Source organism: Shewanella schlegeliana (assembly GCF_016765635.1).
Taxonomy (GTDB): Bacteria; Pseudomonadota; Gammaproteobacteria; order Enterobacterales; family Shewanellaceae; genus Shewanella; species Shewanella schlegeliana.
The window spans coordinates 149,112-172,918 of record NZ_JAESVD010000002.1 but is presented as its reverse complement, the minus strand read 5'-3'; the positions used below and the strand labels follow the sequence as shown (position 1 = coordinate 172,918).

The following is a 23,807-nucleotide window of genomic DNA, read 5'->3' as shown; positions in this document are numbered from 1 at the left end:
TGTTAAAAGGAAATCGTTATGACAACTAATGAGTCACTTATGGTGCGCCGTCAGGCCGCGGTCGCTAATGGTGTAGGTCAAATTCATCCTATCTACACTCAGCACGCCGAAAACGCCACTGTGTGGGATGTGGAGGGGCGTGAGTTTATCGATTTTGCTGGTGGTATTGCGGTGCTCAATACTGGCCACCTGCACGATAAAGTTAAAGCGGCGGTTGCGGAGCAACTCGAGCTGTTTTCCCACACTTGCTTTATGGTGCTGGGCTATGAGAATTACATTCAAGTATGTGAGAAGTTGAATCAGCTTGTACCGGGTGACTTTGCAAAGAAGACTGCGCTGTTTACCAGTGGCTCAGAGGCGGTTGAAAACGCGGTTAAAGTCGCGCGTGCTCACACCAAGCGCAGCGGTGTTATCGCTTTTACCTCAGGCTATCACGGTCGCACTATGGCGGCATTGGCTTTAACGGGTAAAGTTGCACCTTACAGTAAAGGTATGGGCTTGATGTCGGCTAATGTATTTAGAGCCGAGTTCCCCTGTGCGCTTCATGGCGTGAGTGATGATGATGCTATGACATCAATTGAGCGTATCTTTAAGAACGATGCCGAGCCTGATGATATTGCGGCAATCATTATTGAGCCTGTACAGGGTGAAGGCGGTTTTTACCATACCTCTGTCGAGTTTATGCAGCGTTTACGTCAGCTATGCGATAAGCACGGCATCATGTTGATTGCCGATGAGGTACAGACGGGCGCAGGACGCACAGGTACCTTCTTTGCTATGGAACAGATGGAAGTGAGTGCAGATATCACCACCTTTGCCAAGTCTATCGCTGGTGGTTTCCCACTATCGGGTATAACCGGGCGTGCCGAAGTGATGGATTCAATTGGGGCAGGTGGCTTGGGTGGCACCTATGGCGGGAGTCCATTAGCTTGTGCTGCTGCACTGGCAGTGATAGAGGTCTTCGAAGAGGAAAATCTGTTACAGCGAGCCAATGCACTTGGGATGAAGCTTAAAGAATCGCTGCAAGCGATGGCGACCAAGCATAAGCAGATCGTTGATGTTCGAGGCCTTGGCGCCATGATCGCGGTTGAGCTAACGCAAGACGGTAAACCAGCACCAGAGCTGTGCGCGCAAATGCTTAAAGAGGCTCGAGACAGAGGGCTTATTCTGTTGTCATGCGGTACTTACGGTAACGTGCTGCGTATTCTTGTGCCGCTTACTGCGCCCGATGAGCTGGTCGACAAGGGACTGGAGATCATTCGTGCTAGCTTTGATGTTGTATTGAAACCAGTGTAAGCAATTAATAAATTACCCAAAAGGCCTGCATTGCAGGCCTTTTTCATTGCTATCTCTGTACGATGGGGGAGTGGGTTACATATCGCCGAATAATCCCTTCAGTCGATTCATGCAAAGCCCAAAAATGATAACTGCACATTCGATAATGGCGATACCCATTATCATTGAAAATAGCGCGGGTACATGTCTTATAAAATCCATAGAAGACCTCATTCAATATTTGATACAGATTGATACGTTCAAGAAAATATCCCATAAAAACAGCTTGTAAAGTTTGATGTTGCTCGCAAAAGATGAGCTAAACCTTGAGTCGTTGTAGTGAGGTTTTATACCAATCAGTATAAACATTTAGTCGCTCAGCGAGAGTTTAGCGGGTCTGAGGCAAGGTCATTAAATGCTCCTGCATTAATGACATTCACCACATCCATGTGGTTTGCAACGAGTGAAGAGCATAGTTGTTTTACGGTTAAGCTCGTTAACACAGCATCAGACCCGCTAAAATTCGCCATTCTGGAGCGTTTTTCGCTGCCTACTTCTGCGTTGAATAGCTTTATAAGGGAATAACTATTATTGCAGCTATTCGCCTTGAATTAGTTTGCCAAAAATCGCTCTGAGTAGATCAAATTCTTATACTGATTGGTATCATTAGCGACTAAAGATATAAGAAGTCTAAATGAAGTAGGGTTTTCCGCTTTAAATTGGCTGGCTCTCACGGACATGAACAGCAGGAATTGATGAAGATTATGGTTTTTAGTTATACAGTCAAATTACAGGCATGAAAAAGCCGCTTAAATTTCTTTAAGCGGCTTATCAAAATTGGTGGCCCCTCACGGACTTGAACCGCGCGAATTGATGACGATTATGGTTTTTACATAAGGTCATGTCATTTTTTGCAGATACAAAAAAGCCTACACAAGGTAGGCTTCTTCGTTTTAAATTGGTGGCCCCTCACGGACTTGAACTGCATGAATTGATGACGATTATGATTTTTGTTTCGGCAGTCAAATTACAGGCATGAAAAAGCCGCTTAAATTTCTTTAAGCGGCTTATCAAAATTGGTGGCCCCTCACGGACTTGAACCGCGCGAATTGATGACGATTATGGTTTTTACATAAGGTCATGTCATTTTTTGCAGATACAAAAAAGCCTACACAAGGTAGGCTTCTTCGTTTTAAATTGGTGGCCCCTCACGGACTTGAACTGCATGAATTGATGACGATTATGATTTTTGTTTCGGCAGTCAAATTACAGGCATGAAAAAACCGCTTAAATTTCTTTAAGCGGTTTATCAAAATTGGTGGCCCCTCACGGACTTGAACCGTGGACCTGACGATTATGAGTCGTATGCTCTAACCAACTGAGCTAAGGGGCCGACTTAAGATAGTCGTCACTATCGAAAGCGCAAAGAAGTATACGAGGTTTGTAAGCGCTTGTCATCAGAGTTTTTACTAGAAATCGCTCTTAAGTGATCAACTGCTTATCTGTTAATCAATCTTTGCTGTTTTAATTTGTTTAGCATAAAAAAAGCTGCCCATAGGCAGCTTTCTTATTTGAAATTGAACTCGTTAGAGACAATTAATTGTCCCTTTTCAAGTCGAGTATTTACTACTCGTCTAGGAAAGACTTCAAAATCTCTGAGCGAGAAGGGTGGCGCAACTTACGTAGCGCTTTAGCTTCAATCTGACGAATACGTTCACGTGTTACGTCAAACTGCTTACCAACCTCTTCAAGCGTGTGGTCAGTATTCATGTCGATACCGAAACGCATACGCAGTACTTTAGCTTCACGAGCTGTTAGGCCAGCAAGTACTTCATGAGTTGCGTTCTTCAAGCTTTCGCCTGTCGCTGAGTCTAGTGGTAGCTCAAGCGTCGTATCTTCAATGAAGTCACCTAAGTGCGAATCTTCATCGTCACCAATAGGGGTTTCCATTGAGATAGGCTCTTTAGCAATTTTAAGTACCTTACGGATCTTATCTTCAGGCATTAACATGCGCTCTGCCAACTCTTCAGGAGAAGGCTCACGACCCATCTCTTGTAACATTTGACGAGAGATACGGTTAAGCTTGTTGATAGTCTCAATCATATGTACTGGGATACGGATCGTTCTTGCTTGGTCAGCAATAGAGCGAGTGATCGCCTGACGGATCCACCAAGTTGCATAAGTAGAGAACTTATAACCACGACGGTATTCGAACTTATCTACCGCTTTCATCAGACCGATGTTACCTTCCTGGATAAGATCCAAGAACTGTAGACCACGGTTGGTGTACTTTTTCGCGATAGAAATAACTAGACGTAAGTTCGCTTCAACCATCTCTTTCTTTGCACGGCGAGCTTTTGCTTCACCGATAGACATACGACGGTTGATATCTTTAATTGCACCAATCGCAAGACCGGTTTCAGTCTCGATAGCGTCAAGCTTTGCACGACAACGTTGAACATCAAACTCAACCATCTGCAGACCTTCTACATATGGCTTACCTGATGCTAGTTCGTCGTTGAACCACTCGATGCTGCTTTCGTTACTGGTGTAAACTTTGACGAAGTTTTTCTTCGGCATTTTGGCTTGTTCAACACAAAGCTTCATGATCAAACGTTCTTGAACACGGACTTTGTCCATCATAGAGCGCATGTTCTTAACTAAGCGGTCAAACTGCTTAGGCATCAAACGGAACTCTTTGAAGATCTCGCCAATTTCGAAAAGTGCCACAGTCGACTCTGGGTGACCACGACCTTTTTCTGCAATGATTCTTAATGCGTTTTCATGGGCAGTACGAAGCTGAGTGAAGCGCTCTTTGGCTTCCTCTGGATCAGGACCCTTTGGACCCTCATCACCTTCGCTGTCATCATCGTCATCATCATCGTCATCATCGTCATCATCTTCGTCATCTAAATCGTCATCAGATAACTCAGAACCAACGTGAGTTGCGGTTGGGGCAACGTCTTCTGCATTTGGGTCAACAAATCCAGAGATAATATCAGAAAGTCTAACTTCTTCGGCTTCGTAGCGATCGTATTGCTCTAGGATCATCGCAATCGCTTGCGGATATTCCGCAACAGACGCTTGAACCGTGTTGATCCCTTCTTCGATACGCTTAGCGATAACAATCTCGCCTTCACGTGTCAGTAGCTCAACGGTACCCATCTCACGCATATACATACGTACTGGGTCAGTTGTACGACCTAATTCAGCTTCTACTGTTGCAAGCGCAGCAGCGGCTTCTTCTGCAGCATCGTCATCGGTGCTGTCTTCAGACATCATGATTTCATCAGCATCCGGAGCCTGTTCGTAGACTCGAATACCCATGTCATTGATCATCTGGATAATATCTTCAATCTGGTCAGAATCGACCATGTCTGCAGGTAAGTGATCGTTCACTTCTGCATAGGTTAAGTAACCTTGCTCTTTACCTTTGGCGAGCAACAATTTAAGTTGCGACTGCGGAGTATGATCCATAGATATCATCCAAGTTGGGAAACTGTTAAAACGACGGGCAAAAAACAGCCACGCAAGTCGTCAATTATAGCCTTCGGCGCGTCTCTGTGCTAGTCCAAGTGTTTACTTTTGAGGCTGAATTTTTAATTAAGCCTTGTTTTTAATCACTGAAATTAGCTTACTAAGCTGTAACCGCTCTTCTTTCGTGAGGTTCTTCTTCATACTCAGCTCTTGATATCGCTGCTCAAGATACTGGTTGTTTAACCAAACGAGGGTTTCTTTTAACTTTTGAAGCAAGTTTTCATCCGCCACTTGATGATCCCATTGGGTCAGTTTCTTTAGGGTGCTGAATTGGTTATCGCCCCTGAACTGTTCAAGTAGTTGTGCGCTGCTTATCACTTGTCCGCGAGTTAAATCTAATACAAGGTTCAGCAAGTCAATGCCGGCCATCTGTATATGTTTCAGCGCTGGTTGTTCAGGCAAGTTCTCACCTAAACGTGGGTGTTGTACTAACAAGGCGATGGCTAATCGCAACGGGGTACCGCGCCCTTTCAACGCTTTGTGCTGACTTGGCTTTTCGGCCGTCTTAGCGGAAAAGTTAAACTTTCGCTTAAGCTCGTCTGCACCGTTCATTCTTAGCTTGTGTGCTAAATCTTCGAGTAACAGGCTCTGTAGTACTGTGTCCTGCACTTTTTCAATGAGTTTAATGGCATTCTTTGCCAAAACACTCTTATCTTCGTTGCCGTAGGTTTTTGCGAGGTTTTCGAACAAAAACTCGGGTAGTGCCATGGCCTGATCGATTTGTGCTTCAAACTGCTCTTTGCCAATCTGTCTTACCAGAGTGTCGGGGTCTTCCCCTTCTGGTAGGAACATAAATCGAACTTGGTTTCCGGGCTTTAATAACGGCAGTGCCGTTTCGAGTGCCCGCCATGCGGCTTCTTTACCAGCATTGTCGCCGTCGTAGCAGCAGATAACTTCTTTTGCACTACGAAGTAACAGTTGAAACTGATCCGCCGTTGTAGAGGTGCCGAGTGAGGCAACCGCATAATCAACGTCAAATTGTGCCAGTGCCACCACATCCATATAGCCCTCAACAATCAGGACTCGTTGTGGATCGCGATGACGTTGCTTTAACTCGTATAAACCGTAAAGTTCATTACCCTTATGAAATATGGGCGTTTCCGGAGAATTCAAGTACTTTGGCGTACCGTCACCTAACACTCGGCCGCCGAAGCCGATAACGCGCCCGCGTCTATCGCGGATCGGAAACATCAATCGGTCACGGAAGCGGTCGTAACGTTTACCGCTGTCGTTCTCGATGACCATACCAGCGGTTAATAGCTTGGCTTGCGAATCTTGGTTTTGGCGGTAACGGCTGAGTAAACCATCCCAACCATCGGGTGCAAAACCGATATTGAAGTGTTCGACCACTTCTTTTGATAGTCCTCGAAGTGCTAAATAATCAAGGACTTTTTGTTTGTCTGTATGTTGCCTAAGTTGGCTTTGATAGAACAGGCTAGCCTCTTCCATCAACTGATATAAGTCTCGGCTAAGCTCTTGATCTCGAGGCTTGCCAGTGCCTTGTTCCCTTGGGACTTCGAGTCCGAGTTGTCCGGCGAGTTCTTCAATGGCATCAACAAAGTCGAGTCGGTCATATTCCATGACAAAGTCGATAACGTTGCCGTGCGCGCCGCAGCCAAAACAATGGTAGAACTGTTTGTCTCTGCTGACGGTGAAAGAGGGAGATTTTTCGCTATGAAAAGGACAACAGGCAGAGTGATTTTTACCCGCCTTTTTAAGGGGCACTTTAGGGTCGATCAAATCGACAATATCAGTGCGAGCTACTAGCTCATTAATAAAATCACGAGGTATCGCCATTAGTGTTGTTAAATGCCGCCTTTATTACGTGAAATCAAAAGTTACTCGAAATCAAACGTTTCGTGAAATCAAACATTTCGTGAAATCAAACGTTTCGTGAAATTAAACATTTCGTGAAATCAAACATTTCGTGAAATCAAATTTGGGAATTTCGAAAACAAACAAGCCGCGCAGAAGCACGGCTCATTCATGCAATAAAACTAAAGTTACTTGAGTTTTGCACGGATCATAGCGCCAATTGCCGCCATGTCAGCTCTACCCATTACCTTTGGTTTTAATGCTCCCATTACTTTACCCATATCCGCCATGGTGGATGCGCCCATCTCAGTGATGCTCGCATCAACTAGTGCAGCAACTTCCTCTTCGGAAAGAGGCTTAGGCAAAAAGTCTTCTAAAACTAGAATCTCTTCTGCTTCTGCTTGCGCTAGTTCGTCACGTCCTGCTGCTGTATATTGAGCAATAGAATCGCGACGCTGTTTTACCATTTTGGTTAAGACCGCTATAGCTTGGTCGTCAGTCAGAGTTTCGCGGGTATCCACTTCAATCTGCTTAACGGCGGCTAGTGCCATACGAATTGTCCCCAAGCGCACTTTTTCTTTCGCGCGCATGGCTTCTTTCATCTGGTCTTTTAGCTGATCAACTAGGCTCATAATGAGATTAGTATAAACGTACGCGACGTGCGTTTTCGCGAGAAAGCTTCTTAGCTAGACGCTTAACTGCAGCGGCTTTAGCACGCTTACGTGCAGTAGTTGGCTTCTCGTAGAATTCACGAGCGCGAACGTCAGCTAAGATACCAGCTTTTTCACAAGAGCGCTTGAAACGACGTAGAGCTACGTCGAATGGTTCGTTTTCACGTACTTTAATAATTGGCATACGCCATCACCCCTTAGGTGTAGGTTGTGTGAGACAATTACTTGACTCAGATAATTTAAAAATGGTGCGGAATTCTATACCGACTCGCACCCTCTTGTAAACCCCTTAAAACGATCAGAATGAGTCATATTAGGCGATATTATCCGCAGACCGCGATAGGGCTATGGAGTAATTAAAGCACAGCAGGTAGAATTGGCGTTAATTATGTCAATTGAAGACGAGAAAAAATGCGGGTTTTAGGTATAGAAACATCCTGTGATGAGACAGGGATTGCGGTTTATGATGATGAAAAGGGCTTGCTGTCGCATACGCTTTATAGTCAGGTTAAATTGCATGCTGATTATGGTGGAGTGGTGCCTGAGCTAGCATCTCGCGACCATGTTCGCAAAATTGTACCTCTAATACGCCAAGCGTTAGCCGATGCCGATATGAGCATCGAGGATCTCGACGGTATCGCTTATACCAAGGGACCGGGGCTTATTGGTGCCTTATTAGTGGGGGCCTGTGTCGGTCGAGCATTGGCTTTTTCATGGGACAAGCCTGCTATTGGGGTACACCATATGGAAGGCCATTTATTGGCTCCGATGCTTGAAGATGACGTACCTGAATTTCCGTTTCTAGCGCTACTGGTTTCTGGCGGACACTCGATGATTGTCGGGGTTGAAGGCATAGGCCGTTATACCGTGCTAGGAGAGTCGGTCGATGACGCCGCTGGTGAAGCATTCGACAAGACCGCTAAGCTGATGGGTCTCGATTACCCTGGTGGTCCAAGACTTTCTAAGCTTGCCGCTAAAGGTGTGCCAAACAGTTACCGTTTCCCGCGTCCGATGACTGACAAGCCTGGGCTTAACATGAGTTTTTCGGGCCTTAAAACGTTTGCGGCTAACACCATTGCTGCAGAGCCAAAAGATGAGCAGACTCGCGCCAATATCGCCTGTGCATTTGAAGAGGCGGTTGTCGATACCTTAGCGATAAAATGTAAGCGTGCATTGAAGCAAACGGGTTATAAAAACCTAGTGATCGCTGGCGGCGTGAGTGCTAACACACGCTTACGTGCATCTCTTGCTGAGATGATGCAAGGTTTAGGTGGCAAGGTATATTATCCCCGTGGCGAGTTCTGTACCGATAATGGCGCAATGATAGCCTATGCGGGCTTGCAGCGTTTAAAAGCTGGACAAGTTGAAGACTTAGCGGTCAAGGGGCAGCCAAGATGGCCACTCGATACGCTAGAGCCTGTCGATTAAGGTTTAGAAAAATACAAAAACGGCGCTCATTGAGCGCCGTTTTTGTTAGTAAAAAGGGTTTCGTTATATGTCCTGATTGGCATTGCTAACGTGGAAACCATCGGTAATGTTGTTCATCACGGTACCACTTCATTGTGGTTACATAAGAAGGTGCCTTGAAGATGATAGTTTACCTGTCGACTCAACTATAGATTCAACTATGTTTTTTCCGCGAGACTTTAGACTCTTCACCCTTAAGCAGGCGCTTAATATTATCTTTGTGACGGATCACTATGAGCGTTGACAGCATGGCTACGGGAATGGTGAATCTGTCGTCAAGCCACCAAGTGTAAACCGGGGCGAGCAGAGCGGTACAGATGGCGGCAAAGGAGGAGTAGCGGGTGAGTAGGAGGATGACAATCCAAGAGCCCATAAGCCAAAGTGCTAAGTCATGACCGATGGGGGCCATGGCTCCGAAAGCGGTAGCAACACCTTTACCGCCTTTAAAGTGAAAAAATATCGGGAAGATATGTCCAAGACAGGCTGCGATGGCGATAACACCCAGTGCAATAGGGTCAACGCCGAGTCTAAACGCAAGATATGCAGGTGCCGCACCTTTTAGCATATCGAAAAAAAGAACTAATGCTGCAGAGCTAGCGCCGCCGATGCGTAGTACATTGGTCGCACCTGGATTACCAGAACCTTGACTGCGAGGATCGGGAAGTCCACGCATTTTACAAACCAAAACAGCACTCGATATCGAGCCAGCCAGATAGGCGGCAAATATCATCACTATGGTCAGTACTGTTACGGTCAAATTGGTTTCCTTATTCGTCTTAGGGTATCATCGCGCCACGTAATATATACGTTGCTATTTTTTGTCGCGCGGTTACGACTAAAATGGGTCACTAGCCCGAAAAATATTGCTCATAACGCTTTGTTGGTAAGCTTGTCTTACAGGTGACAGCTTTTTAATAATTCTTTATATATCGAGACTTATCCTACTTTGGTTTGGCCTCGTTAGAAAGAGCATCAGGCTAATATTTCAGCTTTGTGGCGGATTATATCCTTTTTGTTCGTTTTAGCTTATCTGACCTCAGTGTCATAGATTAAAGTTTTGGAGATATCATGGATAAAGTACTGATTAGAGAGCTTAGAATTGAAACTGTTATCGGGATCTATGAGTGGGAAAAGCAGATCCACCAAAGCTTGCTAATTGATTTAGACATGGCTTGGAATAATCGTCCTGCAGCCGATAGTGATGACTATCAATATGCGCTTTGCTACGAAACGGTGTCGAACCGATTGACAGCACTTATCACCGAAAAGCCGATTGAGTTGATTGAAACTGTGGCTGAAATGGTCGCAAATTGCGTGATGACTGAGTTTAATGTGCCTTGGGTTAAGGTTAAGGTGATGAAGCCTGGCGCAGTACCAACCGCTGCGGCAGTGGGTGTTGAAATTGAAAGAGGCTATGCATAGATGGCTAAAATCTTTATCAGCTTAGGTAGCAATATTGACCCTGAGCATCATCTTAAGGCGGCTTTAACTGACCTGACTGATCACTTCGGTGAGCTGGAAATGTCATCAGTGTTTGAAAGTGAAGCGGTGGGTTTTGAGGGAAGTAACTTTCTCAATATGGTCGTGGCCGCTCAAACTGAGTTATCGATTGAAGAAGTGGTGAGCACTTTTAAGCTGATTGAACAAGCCCACGGGCGAGTGAAAGGCGCGAAGAAATTTGCCCCAAGAACCTTAGATTTAGATCTGTTGCTGTTTGACGATACGGTTAGTCAGCAGCCGATCGAATTACCGAGAGCCGAGATCCTTTATAATGCCTTTGTGTTATGGCCGCTAGCGGAGATCGCCCCCTCTTTAAACCATCCCGTTGTCAAACAGTCATATCAAACCCTTTGGGGGAGTTATGACAAGAGTCAACAATCACTATGGCCAGTTGAGTTTAATTGGTCTGCGTAAACCTCTTTTTTATTTAGGATAGTTATGGATACCTTTCAGGTGATTATATTGGCTCTTATTCAGGGCCTCACCGAGTTTTTGCCGATCTCGAGTTCTGCTCATCTTATTTTACCGGCGCAGCTTCTAGGCTGGCAAGATCAAGGCTTGTCGTTTGATGTTGCGGTTAATACTGGTTCTTTCTTGGCGGTTGTGATGTATTTTCGCCGCGAGCTCTTGTCGATGTTTACTGCCTGGACTGGCAGTATCGTTACCCGTAAGCAGACTCAGGAGAGCAAGCTTGCTTGGTGGATTATCTTAGCCACAATCCCTGCCGTTATTATTGGTTTTAGCGCTAAAGGTTTTATTGAAACACATTTTCGAAGTATTGAAGTCATTGCGGTTACAACCATTGTATTTGGTTTACTGCTTTGGTGGGCAGATAAAATGCAGCGTGAAGGCTTGAATGAATTTCAAGTCGGTTGGAAAAAAGCCTTAGTGATTGGTATCGCACAGGCAATGGCACTGATCCCTGGTACATCACGTTCTGGCGCAACGATTACTGCGGCATTAATGTTGGGATTGAGTCGTGAAGCTGCGGCACGTTTTTCATTTTTGATGTCGGTTCCAGTGAGCCTAGGTGCGGCAATCTTAGTTACCAAAGATCTGCTTTCTAGTGGTCAAGTCATCGATTATCAGGCATTAGGTTTAGGTGTCGTGGTGTCGTTTATAGCAGCTTATATCTGTATTCACTATTTCTTAAAGATCATCAGCAAGATGGGCATGACACCATTTGTTATTTATCGCCTAGCGCTAGGTGCGGTTTTATGTGGGGTTATCTTCCTATAAGCAGAGCTAACCACTCTATAATTTAAGTAATTGATCTAAAGACGAGCATGTCATGAATAGTATTTATCTTTGTCCTGTATGTCAGTCACCCTTTATGGTGCATGAAGAATCCAAGGGGCTGCATTGTGAAAACAAGCATCACTTCGATATCAATGAACAGGGCTACTGGGTGTTTAGCCAACCCAAAAAACCTAAGGCTGACTCACGCGCAGTGATGCGTGCTAAGCGCTACGTGCTTGAGTCTGGGATCTATATTCCGTTAGCACAAGCGATTGCGAAGGTGATTGCAGAGTTACCTCAAGTTACCTCTGCAGAGACCTTGTCCCAACTTGATTTCGATTGTGGTGATGGCTATTTCCTACGCACAGTGAAAGGTATTTTAGCTGAATTAAAGCCGGATTTAGCATTAACGCAAACAGGGATTTGCGAGGCCGAAAATGCCATATTTGCAGCGGCTAAAGCAGAGCCTAGCCCAACGTATATCGTTTCAACGTTAAAGCACCTACCTTTTGCCAATGAGAGCTTTGATTTAGTCACCTTGATTGATAAGCAGTTAAAAGGCAAAGAGTTGACTCGTGTATTAAAGCAAGAGGGCATTTTGCTACAAGTGGCGGCAGGGCCAAGACACCTTTGGCAAATTCGGGAGTTTATCTACCCTGATTTATCGGAAAAGCCGGTGAGTGAGAACTTGCCTAAAGATCTTGAGCTGCTTCACAGTGAGCGTTTATCGCTGACGGCAAGCGTATCGGGCGAGCAGGCAATTGCGCTGCTGGAAATGACACCTTATGCATGGCGCGCCAATGATAAAGTGAGACATCAAATTCAACATACCCAGTTCGATACATTAGAAATCGACTTCGTAATTAATGTGATGACTAGAAAATAATCTGTGCTCAGGGTAACCTTTGCTTATTGAATTAAACGGAAACTGAAAATCGATGATGCGTACTTTGCTGTTGTTCATCTTGGCATGTTTGCCACTGACTTCATTCGCCAATGTTTATTCAATTCCTCAAGACGGCAGTCGCTTAGTCGGGGAGTTGCAAGAACATATTGTGCAGAAGGGGGACTATTTCCAAACGATCTCTAAGCAATACAATATTGGGATTTTGGAACTGATGCAGTCTAATCCAGGGGTCGATCCGTTCTTGCCAATCCCAGGGACTCGTTTGTTGATCCCAACTCAGATGTTGCTACCAGATGTGCCACATAAAGGTGTGGTGATTAACTTGGCCGAACTGCGTCTCTATTTCTTCCCTAAAGGTGGTAAAGAGGTTCACGTATTTCCAGTTGGTATCGGCCGTGTTGGCCGTGAAACGCCAGAAATGGTGACTAAGATTAAGTCCCGCATTCCAAACCCGAGTTGGACACCCCCTGCGAGTATTCGCAAAGAGCATTTAGAGGAGCGTGGTGAGGTATTGCCTCGAGTGGTACCTGCAGGTCCTGATAATCCACTGGGTAAGTTTGCGATTCAGTTATCTTATGGCGATGGCAGTTACCTTATTCACGGTACTAATAAAGACTTCGGTATCGGCATGCGTGTGAGTGCGGGCTGTATTCGTTTAAACCCTGATGATATCGAGTGGTTGTTCGAGCAAGTGAAATATGGCGATCAGGTTACTATCATCAATGAAACCGTTAAGACCTCCACAGAGCCTGACGGTCGAGAGTTAATTGAGGTGCATTCACCTTTATCAACCGCAAATGGTGGCAGTGATAATGTTCGACAGATGAATCGTGGTGTGGTTGAGTTTATTGGTAAAGAGCAGGTCGATTATGCTAAAGCGAATGATGCCTTACTGACTCAAGCGGGGATTCCGGTCAATATTCAAAGCCAGTCAAACGGTTAATCAGTTTGGACTTGTTTGCATCCAAGAAAGGCGTCCATTAGGGCGCTTTTTTATTATCTTTAACTAGGTAGCTGTTCTGAAAGTGTCAGAGAGTTCATGAGTAGGATAAGCAGGGGAGAGTGGATAAATTAAAGGCTTGGTCAAGCGCAATACCTGAAACCAAGCCTTGGGAGTTAGCCGTTATAAAATAAGGCCAAATTCCTAAACAATATTACTTCTTGTAAGAAGAAGCGATGTTGTCGATGCGTGCGTTAGCACGTTCTGCTTCAGCAAGACCAGCTACTGCTGCTGCAGTTGCATCGTCGATGTCTGCAGACATTTTAGCGTGATCTGACTTTAGAGAGCTAACTTCAGCTGAAAGCTGGTCAACTTTGTTACCTAGGTTTGCAACGCTTTCTTCAAGAGCAGTAGTGTTTGCACAGCCACCTAGTAGGGCAGTCATTGCTACACCAGCAATCATAAGTACTTTTCTATTCATCGGGAATTCCCTTTATATAGGTTGGTTTAAATAAGTACAGCTGCACATTACAACTGAACTGGTTAATTATGTCACAGAGAAAAAATTTTGCTATGCATTTTAACGCTAAGCTCTGAATAACTTAGTGAAAAATTGAGCAATTGCAAGATAAGTGTAAATTATTCAAAAATAATTTACTTATAATATTAGTCTATAAATGTGATGTTTTTATATTTTTTATATTTTTTATATTACTAAATTGCCCTACACCCCTTTAAAACTCTGAACTGCAGCAATTCTAGCCTTAGTGAGTTGCTCACGGATCTCTACCCCTTTATACCCTTGTTCAATAATGGACTTTACCTCCACGGCCGATGCTGCTGCAAAAGATTGTTTTAGGTAATCAGCCTGAGGGTAGGGACTCAATTCGAGCCCTGTGCGCCCTTTGCTATCGGCTTCGCAGGCGATGAGCAGTTGGTCAAGCCGTTGAGGTTTTCGCCAAAAGTCAGCTTTATCAAACAGTTTTACTAGGGTATCGGCCCTAAGTTCGGTGATCTTATGGATGTTTTGGTGTTGATCGCTGACCAGTAACGCTAGGTCTCGATACTCATTGGGTACCCTAAAACGCTCACATAGGGAGTTAATTAAGGGTAAACCTTTTTGGCCGTGACCATGATGTTTTGGTAGGTGTTCTTTAGGGCTTAACGCTTTACCGAGATCGTGTACTAGGGCGGCGAAGCGCACCGAGTTATCCTCGGTTAACTTGGCAACTTGCTCGAGTACCATCATGGTATGGATGCCGGTATCGATTTCTTGATGCCACTTTTCAGGCTGAGGTACACCAAATAACGCCTCAATCTCTGGAAACAACACAGCAAGTGCGCCGCACTGTCTTAGAACTTGAAAGAAAACCTGCGGGCTATCGGTGGAAAGCGCTTTATCGAGTTCTAAATAGACGCGCTCTGGGGTTAGTGCCTCTAGTTCTCCGCTTTGGCTTATCTCTGCCATTAAAGTCATGGTTTCTGGAGCGACGCTAAAGCCTTGGGAGTGAAAGCGAGCGGCAAAGCGGGCAACTCGCAGGACACGTAAAGGATCTTCAATGAAGGCATCTGATACGTGTCTTAGGCTGCGTTTCTCAATGTCTTGAATGCCTTGGTAGGGGTCGTAGAGGTTACCTTCTTCATCTTGTGCGATGGCGTTGATCGTTAGATCTCGGCGCATAAGATCTTGTTCAAGAGTAACTGTTGGCGCCGCATCGACACTAAAGCCACCGTAGCCCGCTGCAGTTTTGCGTTCGGTACGGGCCAAAGCATACTCTTGCTGGGTTTTTGGGTGTAAAAATACTGGGAAATCTTTACCGACCTGATTGTAGCCAAGGGCAAGCATCTGCTCAGGTGTTGCACCGACGACCATATAGTCGTGATCTTTAACCGGAAGCTTGAGTAATTTATCGCGGACGGCGCCGCCAACAAGGTAAATTTTCACATCGATTCTCACTTGATAACTTAGTCGCGAGTGTAGCATGGAAGCAAAGGGTTAGAAGCATAGTGCGATAAGCTTGATTATTGAACTCTCTAGCGTCATAGATGTAGATAAAAGTAGCAATAACTTACGTGCTATTTGATATTGAGCTTACTTTAGGAGAATAAGTTACTGCAAATTTTGACAAGTATTGTCCTTGGCTTTAACTTGAGCCTTAATGACACATTTATGTTGTGAATAAGGCTGAAACGGAGTCGTTTCGTCCCTTAAAGTAAATTGAAAAACATCGACTGGCACATCAAGGTGATATGCACCTCGGGATGTGTATTTAGAGTGCAAAAAAGATCCAGCAAAGTGATTAGCTGACTCATCATGATTTTAAAAGGATAAAAGTTCGCATGTATAAGGCTTTCTTTGGCTTAAATGATAATCCATTTTCTATCGCACCGAACCCTCACTATCTTTTTTTGAGTGATCGACATAGAGAAGCTTTGGCACATCTTACTTATGGCCTAGGTGAAACCGGTGGCTTTGTGTTGCTCACGGGCGAAGTCGGTACCGGAAAAACCACCGTTTCTCGCTGTCTTTTAAAGCAGCTTCCCGATAATACCGATACCGCATTTATCTTAAATCCGTCATTAACAGAGTCTGAGCTACTGGCCACCTTATGTGATGAGCTAGGCATAGTTTATGGCGAGGATCCCAGTCTTAAGCAACTGACAGATTTGATCAGTAAATTCCTGCTGGAGAATCATAGTAAGGGCCGCAATACGGTATTGATTATCGATGAGGCGCAGCACTTAAGAGCCGAGGTGCTCGAACAGTTAAGGTTATTAACTAATCTAGAAACGGATACTAAGAAGCTGCTACAGGTCATCTTGATCGGTCAGCCTGAATTACAGCAACTGCTTAAAAGACAAGAGCTGCGTCAATTAGCCCAGCGCATTACCGCGCGTTATCACCTGCTGCCGTTAACTATCGAAGAAGTCGCGCTATATGTGCAGCATCGACTCCAAGTTGCCGGACGTCACGAGCCACTTTTTCATAAGAGTGCGATTAAGGCATTACATAAATATAGCGGCGGTATTCCAAGATTGATTAACCTGTTGTGTGAGCGTGCACTGATGGCCAGTTATGCTCAATCTAAGGTGCCTATTGATAGTAAGATGGTTCGTTTGGCCTCGGCAGAGGTTTTAGGCGAAGAGCCTGAGAAGAAGGGTCTGTTGCTGCCTATCAGCATAGCCGCATCGCTGCTTGCTACCTTTGGCATTGCATTTTACCTGTTTAGCCCATCTATTACGACAGCAAGTACAAGTGCTGTCAAAACATCAGCACCAGTCGTCGCACCTGTAAATGAAGTAAAGCAAGATGCGAGTATTAATACCTTAAATAATAGCCAGCGCGTACTCAATAATGCGATCGCTCAGAGCCGTGATATCGATACGGCCTACGCAGGTATTTTAGGATTGTGGGGTAAGGTGCCCTATATAGGTTTGTCTGCATGTCAGTCGGCTAAGCAGCAGGGACTAGATTGTTTCCAACAGCAGGGCAACTGGCACTCATTAGTGCGCCTTAACTACCCTGCGGTTGTCTATTTGGTCGATGATAACGATCAAGCGTTTTATGGCACTGTGGTGTCACGTCAGGGCGAGCAAATTTTGCTACAGCTTAACGAGCAACAACTTTGGGTGAGTAGAGACTGGTTTACTCGCCACTTTACTGGCACTTTTGAGATCCTCTGGCAAGCGCCTAAAAATCAGCCTAAAGAGATTGGGCAGTCGGCGAATCAGGCTCAACTTCAATGGCTAGAGAACAGCTTAGCGCGTATTGATGACAGAGCGCCGAGACTGGTTGATTACTTTGATCCTGAATTGGAGCAGAGCTTAAAGGCGTTTCAGCGCCAACATGGTTTGACTGCAGATGGTATCGCAGGCTCGCAAACGCTAGTTCAGCTCAATCTGTATCTGAGTGATGCCGGTCCTCGACTCGGTCAAAGTAAGAGGTTGTATTAATGTCGATTTTACTCGATGCAGTGACTCGAGATAAGCAGCAATCTCAAGGGATAACTCATGATGTGGTATTGACTCCGAGGGCGCAATACAAGGCACAGCAAGAGAGCGGAAAGGGGCTTAAACTTGTCGCCATTTTTATCTCTTTATTGCTATTAATGATCTTAGCCGCCTGGCTATTGAGTAAGGCGCTGTATCCCGAATCACCAGCGATTCAAGGATTCGGAGACACGATGAGTGTTAACTCAAATAGCAACCCTGCACTGACTCAACAAGAGCTAGCTAAGCAAGTGTCGACGCAACAAGTGAGTCCAAATGTGGCCGACTCTGAGTTTACATCTGAGCCTATAGCTGAGTCGACACAGGAGATCCGGCTTGCTGGAAAAGTTGCATTGCCAATCGCTCAACCTATGACGGTAACTCAAGTCGCAATGGTTCCCACTTCGGTATCGCCGACAAACAGTGCTGCAGCAGAGGAGCCGAATGATTTGATGGCTGCGCTTTTGAAAGCGCAGCAGAGTGTAGAGAATAATAACGAGTCGACTTCTAACCTAGTTCCAAATAAAAGCATAGCGACAAGTGATAGTGAGCCCATTATTTTAGGGGCTAATAGTAATCAGCGTGGTGACGAGTTGCTTGAATCGCTTAAGGAGCAGGTACAAGATGCTGCTAACGATGTTGGTTTAAAAACCGCGGAGCCTGCCGCAAACAATAATCTTTTAGCTGCATTTGAGGCTGCACTTAAGGATGTCGAACGCGATAATGCGGTGGCGACGCCAGTAACAGAGCCTAAGCTCGACCCTATCCCTGTAACGCCAAAGTCGGATGATATTCCCAAATATGGTCAACTGCCTGCTGGGCTGCAGCTACAAGTGCCTGAGTTTAATATCAATGCTCATGTTTACTCGAGTGCGCCGGACAATCGTTGGCTAAATGTCGATGGTGCAGAGTTACAAGAGGGGGATAGTATTCAGGGCAAGTTGACTATCGTTGAGATAAGACCCAGAGATGTCGTGTTAGCGATTCAAGGTACCGAATTTAAAGTACCGGCAATTTAATCTCATTTAAAAGCTTTGCTAAGTCAGGCCTAACCTTGAGTTAGGCCTTTTTTATTTCAGATATTACTCAGCTATTAATTGTAAAGCTGGTAAGCAAGTAGCAGAGTTAAACCGTAACCTAAGCTATAGCAAAGACTAAGAGCTGGAACGTATTTTAGGTAGCTAACGAAGGTGAGCTCCTTAACTTTACTCATGGCGATAATCCCTGCCGCAGATCCTATGACAAGCAGCGAACCACCAACGCCAACAGCGTAAGTGAGTCCTAACCATTCTGGCGTATTTAATGCTGGCTCAGCTTTTAGCAGTGCGGCGGTGAGTGGCACATTATCTAAAATGGCTGAGCCTATTCCTGCGACAAAGTTCGATATATTTGGGTCAAACTGAGTGTAGACTTCAGTGGGTAAATCTAGGGTGCCAATCTCTTTAAGCATGCCTACCAGTAGTAAAATACCTAGGAAAAATAGCAGTGTGTCGTATTCTACTTGGCGGATATATTCGAGGATCTGTAGTTCTTCTTTATCGCTTCTAGAGGTATGCCCGACTAAAAACATGACCGAGAGGCCGGTTAAAAAAGTCAGTACAGGCGGAATACCAAATAGAATGTTTAACGCCATTGTCAGCATAATGGTGCTAAAAAAGATCACCGCAATGACAACATCGATTGTACGTACGCTTTTAGTTATCGTCTCGGTGCTCACTTCGCCTTCAGCTTTTAGCGAGAATAGTATTGCTAATAACATCACACTGAAAGCTGCCGGCACAAACAACATCAATAATTCAGACATATGTACATGGCCGCCTAAAAATATCATTAAGGTAGTGACATCGCCGGTGATTAAAGCAACTCCTCCTGAGTTAACCGCAAAAATAATGAGTACAGCCATGCGTCGACGTATATGGGCTTCAAGCTTAAAGGTGGTGAGTAGCCCTAGAGAGACTAAGGTGGCTGTAACGTTATCGCAGATGGCTGAAAGTAGGAGAGAGAACAAGGCAACTTGGAGCATTAACATACGAACTGAAACCCTTTGAGGAAACAGTTTCTGCACTAGAATTTGGATCATGCCTTTAGCATTAAGATAGGCTACGAAAGTCATTGTGGACATTAGAAACAGCCACAAGGTCGCAATTTCTAGCAAGTTTTCGTTAAGTTCGTTTTCAATGATTTTTTCATGGCTTGGATCCCCAGCAGCCATAAATAGGATGATCCAAGAGATGCAACCAAAGAAAAGTGTCGTTTTAGCTTTATTGAGGTGAGTGACCTCTTCAAATACGATACTGAGTAAGGCCAGTACAGCAAGTGAGATTAACAGTGCGTATAACATATAGGGCTCACATAGGTGATGTTATGACGTACCTAAACTTAAGTTGGGTCGCCACTTTTAAGGTTATTTTAAGGTTCGCGCGACGTGATATGACCACAGCAACAGATTAATGGCAACTGTTATCTATCTCTTGTTTTTGTGGGAAAGTGTGATCTAAGCTTTAACGACAGATGAGCTTTTAGCTGTTTTAGCTAAAGCAGCCTTACTTGGTAGGTTTTTGTACTGCACAGGTTAAGGTTTTGCTAATTTTTAGGTGGTGTTTGCTAAAGCGACTCATACTGAAATTTTTATTTTTCAATAGGATTAAAATAACGCCAATCAGTATTAAGGCTTGCTCGCTGAGTAAGCTCGACTTTATATACTGATTGGTATAAATAGAAATAAAAAAGGAACACCTAGGTGTTCCTTTTTTGATAAAGCAGAAGTTTACAGATTAAGCTTTAGCAAGTTTTGCAAATACGCGATCTGCTGCTGCTAGTGTTGCTTCAAGCTCTTCTTCACCGTGAGCAAGTGATAAGAAACCTGCTTCATAAGCGCTAGGTGCAAGGTAAACACCTTCATCTAGCATTAGGTGATAGAACTCAGCAAATAGTGCGGTGTTACACTTAGTCACTTGCGCGAAGTTGGTTACCGTCTCTTCGTCTGTGAAGAAGAAACCGAACATACCGCCAACATAGTTGATTGCCATTGGAATGCCGTGCTTGTTTGCAGCAGCTTTAAAGCCTTCAGCAATATACTGAGTCTTAGCGGCTAGTTGCTCGTAAACGCCTTCTTCACAAAGGGCTTCCATCTGTGCAAGACCTGCTGACATCGCAATTGGGTTACCAGATAGGGTACCCGCTTGGTAAACCGGGCCAGTTGGCGCGATAAACTGCATCACATCTTTACGACCACCGAAAGCACCGACTGGCATACCGCCACCGATCACTTTACCTAGGGTAGTTAGATCTGGCGTTACGCCGTAGTGACCTTGTGCGCCGCTCTTAGATACGCGGAAACCCGTCATTACTTCATCGATAATCATTAGTGCGCCGTACTGATCACAAATAGCACGTAGACCTTGTAAGAAACCGTCGATTGGCGGGATACAGTTCATGTTGCCAGCAACTGGCTCGATGATGATACAAGAGATCTCTTCTGGGTATTGCTCGAAGATAGCTTTAACAGAATCTAGATCGTTATAGGTCGCTGTTAGCGTGTGCTTAGCGAAGTCTTCAGGAATACCTGGAGAGCTTGGCTGACCCAATGTTAGTGCGCCAGAACCAGCTTTAACGAGTAAGCAGTCAGCGTGACCGTGGTAGCAGCCTTCAAATTTAAGGATTTTGTCACGGTTAGTGAAGCCACGTGCTAAACGAATCGCACTCATGGTTGCTTCAGTACCTGAACTCACCATACGAACTTGCTCCATTGAGGGAACCATTTCGATAACTTTTTCAGCCATAGTGACTTCAAGTTCAGTTGGCGCGCCAAAAGATAGGCCATTTTCAACAGCTTTTAATACTGCTTCACGAATTTTTGGGTGGTTGTGGCCTAAAATCATTGGGCCCCAAGAACCAACATAGTCGATATATTTTTTGCCATCAGCATCGAAAATATAAGCGCCATCGGCCTTCTCGATAAAGCGTGGCGATCCACCCACACCTGAGAATGCACGTACTGGCGAGTTAACGCCACCAGGGATGGTCTTTTTAGCCTGTTCAAAGAGTTCGTCGGAACGGGTCATTTTTAATCCTTAAAATTTATAGCCAACCTAGAAATCAGCTTTTCGTGAATACCAATTAACTGGACGCTCATATTGCTCAAGTTGAGAGTCAACACCTAACGTCAGCGCAAACAGTGCCATGCGGATCAACAGACCATTATCGGCTTGTCTAAAGATAGCCAGATTTGGATGGTCGTTAAGATCATTATCCAATTCGTTCGCTTGCTCACGAGAGTCTCGTGGCAATGGATGCATGATCACTGTGTTTGATTTGCAATGCTGTGTATAAATACTTTGGTTTAATCGGAACTTACCGCGGTATTTGTTCGCTTCTTCTTGAGAAGGGAAGCGTTCTTCTTGAATTCGCGTTAGATAGAGTATATCAGCGCGATCTAAATTGCCTTCAAGTTGGTCTGTTATTGTGATCTTATGGCCAGCATTTTCAATGTCACTGATCACAGAGTCAGGCATTGCTAGCTCTTTTGGTGATACGAGTGTGAAGCTGACATCTTTATACATGCATAACAGGCGAGAAAGCGAGTGAACGGTACGACCAAATTTTAGATCGCCCACCATGGCGATATTCATGCCGCTAATATCTCGGCCACCGGCTGCAAGTTCTTTTTGAATGGTAAATAGATCCAATAAAGCCTGAGTTGGATGCTCGTTTGAACCATCACCACCGTTAATGACAGGAACGCGGCTGCCTTTGGCAAAGTCACGTACCGAGAAAGAGTCTGGGTGACGCATGGCTATTACATCAGAGTAGCTCGAAAGTACCCGAGCGGTGTCGTAAAGTGACTCGCCTTTAGATAGCGATGAAGATGCCATGCCGACAGTCTCGTTAACTCGACCGCCAAGTAGGCTAAAGGCGCTGGCAAAGCTGACACGGGTACGTGTACTTGGCTCAAAAAAGAGGTTACCCAAAACGGCGCCATCTAATACAGTGGTGCGTTTTTGTCGTAAAGCATAGGGAGTCATGCGGGTAGCAACGGAGAAAACGTTTTGAACGGCTTCCAAATCAAGTTGGTTTACCGACAGGATGTGCGAACCTTGAAACTGAGTCATCAGCCTTTATTTCCAATTTCTGGGGGGCGAATAGCTTTGCTATAGCCCAAATTTATGTAGGGTGGCTGAGGCGGCACTATAGCAGAATCTAATGGGCAGATAAATATCTTCTGTTATGAAGTCAAAATAAAAAATGGCTACCTGAGCAGCCATTTTAATTGTAATTAAAGAGTGGGGGTTAACCGAGTGGAATGATGCTTTCTACTTTAAATACAAGTGAACAAGCGCCAACCTGCGTCCAATTTACTTGGTCTGGAGTGAAGTTCTCTCCTGCACCAAGTCCTGGAACTTCTGTAACCCAGTCAACGCCTTTTAACGCAGTTTTAGTGTAATCAATTTTAGCTAGGATCCGTGCGCCCTTGTTGCGTTCCTGTTTGCCTGAGAGCATCGGGTCATATTCATAATAACTGAAGCGCGCTTCACCATTCATGATTGCGTTATAGCAAGTATTATTCTTACCTATGTTCATTGAAACATTATAATCATTGCCATTTTTCTTCATGCCGTAACCAAAGGTTGCGATATTTGGAGTTTCAACAGGCTTATTCGTTGTTTCATCGATAAATTTGTTAGTAGTGGAGATAAGCTTCGCTCCCATTTGATTACTGAAGCCACTTAGAATGTAGTTCTTACCATCAGTAGGAAACATTTGCTTGATATGTTGGCGGTCATTTAATTGGCAAGCAGCTTCTAAGCTATTAACTCCTGGATTGTCTTCTGTTGGTTGAGCCCATTCAAAGTTGTGAATAGAACCATTGAGTCGACTGGCGAGATAGTCAGCATTTAAGTATGAACCAGGGGTGTAATAGAATGAGCCTGATGCACCAGTTTTACCATCAACTAAGCTCTCACTTGGTTGTGGTTGAGGGAAGCTAGGATCCGTTGGGTTACCTGGAACAACAGGCTTATCGTCAGAGTGTGGGTTATCGTGGCAATTGGCACATGTACTTCCAAAATCTTGGTGGGGAACCTTAATTGGCTCCTCATAGGTGTGGCAGGCTAGACAGTCTGATTCTTCTGCTGCAGCCATATAGTTTGGAAGCATGCTGATTTCAGTAACAGGAGCATTTGGGTCAACATAGTCGAATTTAAATCCGGCTTCTGTGCACTGTTCTTCAAAAGTATTAATATAGCTTACAGCTTTTTCTTGTAGACTTGTATTATCACTTACTAAGTTGCTGTTTGTTTCTTTTAGAGTGGTATTACTTGCAGTTAACTCGCTATTTTTAGTTTCAAGTGCTGCTATTTGAGACTCTAGCCCAGAAGTATCTGTATCGTCGCTATCACAGGCTGTTAGCGCTAAAATAGAAACACATAATAAGCTTAGTTTAAATGTCGCTTTCATCATAAAACCC

Annotated in this window: 20 protein-coding genes and 1 tRNA gene; 9 read left to right on the top strand and 12 right to left on the bottom strand. The window is 44.7% G+C overall.

Annotated features, from left to right (window positions below; translation table 11 throughout):
- Positions 1-18 precede the first annotated feature (18 nt).
- Positions 19-1,296, top strand: coding sequence for a 4-aminobutyrate--2-oxoglutarate transaminase (gene gabT, locus JMA39_RS03800; protein ID WP_202720500.1), 1,278 nt, complete (start codon positions 19-21; stop codon positions 1,294-1,296).
- Between the two features lie 1,295 nt (positions 1,297-2,591).
- Here gabT and JMA39_RS03795 read toward each other — a convergent pair.
- From JMA39_RS03795 to rpsU, 5 genes are all read right to left on the bottom strand, one after another.
- Positions 2,592-2,668 (bottom strand) — tRNA-Ile (locus JMA39_RS03795).
- Between the two features lie 233 nt (positions 2,669-2,901).
- Positions 2,902-4,752, bottom strand: a complete 1,851-nt coding sequence (rpoD, locus tag JMA39_RS03790; protein ID WP_202720499.1) for an RNA polymerase sigma factor RpoD — start codon at positions 4,750-4,752, stop codon at positions 2,902-2,904.
- A 126-nt stretch (positions 4,753-4,878) separates the two neighbouring features.
- Positions 4,879-6,609, bottom strand: a complete 1,731-nt coding sequence (dnaG, locus tag JMA39_RS03785) for a DNA primase (RefSeq protein ID WP_202720498.1) — start codon at positions 6,607-6,609, stop codon at positions 4,879-4,881.
- Positions 6,610-6,815: 206 nt separating this feature from the next.
- Positions 6,816-7,259: a GatB/YqeY domain-containing protein gene (locus tag JMA39_RS03780; RefSeq protein WP_202720497.1), complete on the bottom strand. Its 444-nt coding sequence runs from the start codon at positions 7,257-7,259 to the stop codon at positions 6,816-6,818.
- A gap of 7 nt (positions 7,260-7,266) precedes the next feature.
- Positions 7,267-7,482: a 30S ribosomal protein S21 gene (gene rpsU / locus JMA39_RS03775; protein ID WP_006080725.1), complete on the bottom strand. Its 216-nt coding sequence runs from the start codon at positions 7,480-7,482 to the stop codon at positions 7,267-7,269.
- A gap of 227 nt (positions 7,483-7,709) precedes the next feature.
- Here rpsU and tsaD point away from each other — a divergent pair, with 227 nt between their 5' ends.
- Complete coding sequence (gene tsaD, locus JMA39_RS03770) at positions 7,710-8,726, top strand: tRNA (adenosine(37)-N6)-threonylcarbamoyltransferase complex transferase subunit TsaD (RefSeq protein ID WP_202720496.1); 1,017 nt, start codon at positions 7,710-7,712, stop codon at positions 8,724-8,726.
- A 193-nt stretch (positions 8,727-8,919) separates the two neighbouring features.
- On the opposite strand, the gene plsY is transcribed toward tsaD, so the two are convergent.
- On the bottom strand, positions 8,920-9,522 hold the full coding sequence (plsY, locus tag JMA39_RS03765) for a glycerol-3-phosphate 1-O-acyltransferase PlsY (RefSeq protein WP_202720495.1): 603 nt from the start codon (positions 9,520-9,522) through the stop codon (positions 8,920-8,922).
- Between the two features lie 311 nt (positions 9,523-9,833).
- Here plsY and folB point away from each other — a divergent pair, with 311 nt between their 5' ends.
- From folB to JMA39_RS03740, 5 genes are read left to right on the top strand one after another with little or no spacing between them, the layout of a single operon-like run.
- Positions 9,834-10,187: a dihydroneopterin aldolase gene (folB, locus tag JMA39_RS03760; protein WP_202720494.1), complete on the top strand. Its 354-nt coding sequence runs from the start codon at positions 9,834-9,836 to the stop codon at positions 10,185-10,187.
- Positions 10,188-10,679, top strand: a complete 492-nt coding sequence (gene folK, locus JMA39_RS03755; RefSeq protein WP_202720493.1) for a 2-amino-4-hydroxy-6-hydroxymethyldihydropteridine diphosphokinase — start codon at positions 10,188-10,190, stop codon at positions 10,677-10,679. It abuts the gene before it with no gap.
- Positions 10,680-10,703: 24 nt separating this feature from the next.
- Positions 10,704-11,504 carry an undecaprenyl-diphosphate phosphatase gene (locus tag JMA39_RS03750; RefSeq protein ID WP_202720492.1) on the top strand — a complete coding sequence of 267 codons (801 nt, stop codon included), beginning with the start codon at positions 10,704-10,706 and terminating at the stop codon, positions 11,502-11,504.
- A 52-nt stretch (positions 11,505-11,556) separates the two neighbouring features.
- Positions 11,557-12,390: a putative RNA methyltransferase gene (locus tag JMA39_RS03745; RefSeq protein WP_202720491.1), complete on the top strand. Its 834-nt coding sequence runs from the start codon at positions 11,557-11,559 to the stop codon at positions 12,388-12,390.
- A 52-nt stretch (positions 12,391-12,442) separates the two neighbouring features.
- On the top strand, positions 12,443-13,354 hold the full coding sequence (locus tag JMA39_RS03740) for a L,D-transpeptidase family protein (RefSeq protein ID WP_202720490.1): 912 nt from the start codon (positions 12,443-12,445) through the stop codon (positions 13,352-13,354).
- A 211-nt stretch (positions 13,355-13,565) separates the two neighbouring features.
- On the opposite strand, the gene JMA39_RS03735 is transcribed toward JMA39_RS03740, so the two are convergent.
- Both JMA39_RS03735 and JMA39_RS03730 read right to left on the bottom strand, forming a co-directional pair.
- The gene (locus JMA39_RS03735) at positions 13,566-13,832 is read right to left on the bottom strand and encodes an Lpp/OprI family alanine-zipper lipoprotein (protein WP_202720489.1); all 267 of its coding nucleotides are present in this window, start codon (positions 13,830-13,832) and stop codon (positions 13,566-13,568) included.
- Between the two features lie 243 nt (positions 13,833-14,075).
- Positions 14,076-15,296: a multifunctional CCA addition/repair protein gene (locus JMA39_RS03730; protein ID WP_202720488.1), complete on the bottom strand. Its 1,221-nt coding sequence runs from the start codon at positions 15,294-15,296 to the stop codon at positions 14,076-14,078.
- Positions 15,297-15,691: 395 nt separating this feature from the next.
- On the opposite strand from JMA39_RS03730, the gene JMA39_RS03725 reads away from it, so the two are divergent.
- Both JMA39_RS03725 and JMA39_RS03720 read left to right on the top strand, forming a co-directional pair.
- Positions 15,692-17,305, top strand: coding sequence for an ExeA family protein (locus tag JMA39_RS03725; protein ID WP_202720487.1), 1,614 nt, complete (start codon positions 15,692-15,694; stop codon positions 17,303-17,305).
- Positions 17,305-18,360 (top strand): general secretion pathway protein GspB, encoded by a 1,056-nt coding sequence (locus JMA39_RS03720; protein WP_202720486.1) that lies wholly within the window; start codon positions 17,305-17,307, stop codon positions 18,358-18,360. Before JMA39_RS03725 ends, JMA39_RS03720 begins: the two co-directional genes overlap by 1 nt.
- Positions 18,361-18,434: 74 nt before the next feature.
- Here the strand turns inward: JMA39_RS03720 and nhaD are convergent, their stop codons facing one another.
- From nhaD to JMA39_RS03700, 4 genes are all read right to left on the bottom strand, one after another.
- Positions 18,435-19,682 carry a sodium:proton antiporter NhaD gene (gene nhaD / locus JMA39_RS03715; RefSeq protein ID WP_202720485.1) on the bottom strand — a complete coding sequence of 416 codons (1,248 nt, stop codon included), beginning with the start codon at positions 19,680-19,682 and terminating at the stop codon, positions 18,435-18,437.
- Between the two features lie 433 nt (positions 19,683-20,115).
- The gene (gene hemL, locus JMA39_RS03710; RefSeq protein WP_202720484.1) at positions 20,116-21,405 is read right to left on the bottom strand and encodes a glutamate-1-semialdehyde 2,1-aminomutase; all 1,290 of its coding nucleotides are present in this window, start codon (positions 21,403-21,405) and stop codon (positions 20,116-20,118) included.
- Positions 21,406-21,432: 27 nt separating this feature from the next.
- A complete protein-coding gene (locus JMA39_RS03705; RefSeq protein ID WP_202720483.1) occupies positions 21,433-22,452 on the bottom strand; it encodes an aspartate carbamoyltransferase in 1,020 nt (339 codons plus the stop codon).
- Positions 22,453-22,630: 178 nt separating this feature from the next.
- On the bottom strand, positions 22,631-23,797 hold the full coding sequence (locus JMA39_RS03700) for a hypothetical protein (protein ID WP_202720482.1): 1,167 nt from the start codon (positions 23,795-23,797) through the stop codon (positions 22,631-22,633).
- Positions 23,798-23,807 lie beyond the last annotated feature (10 nt).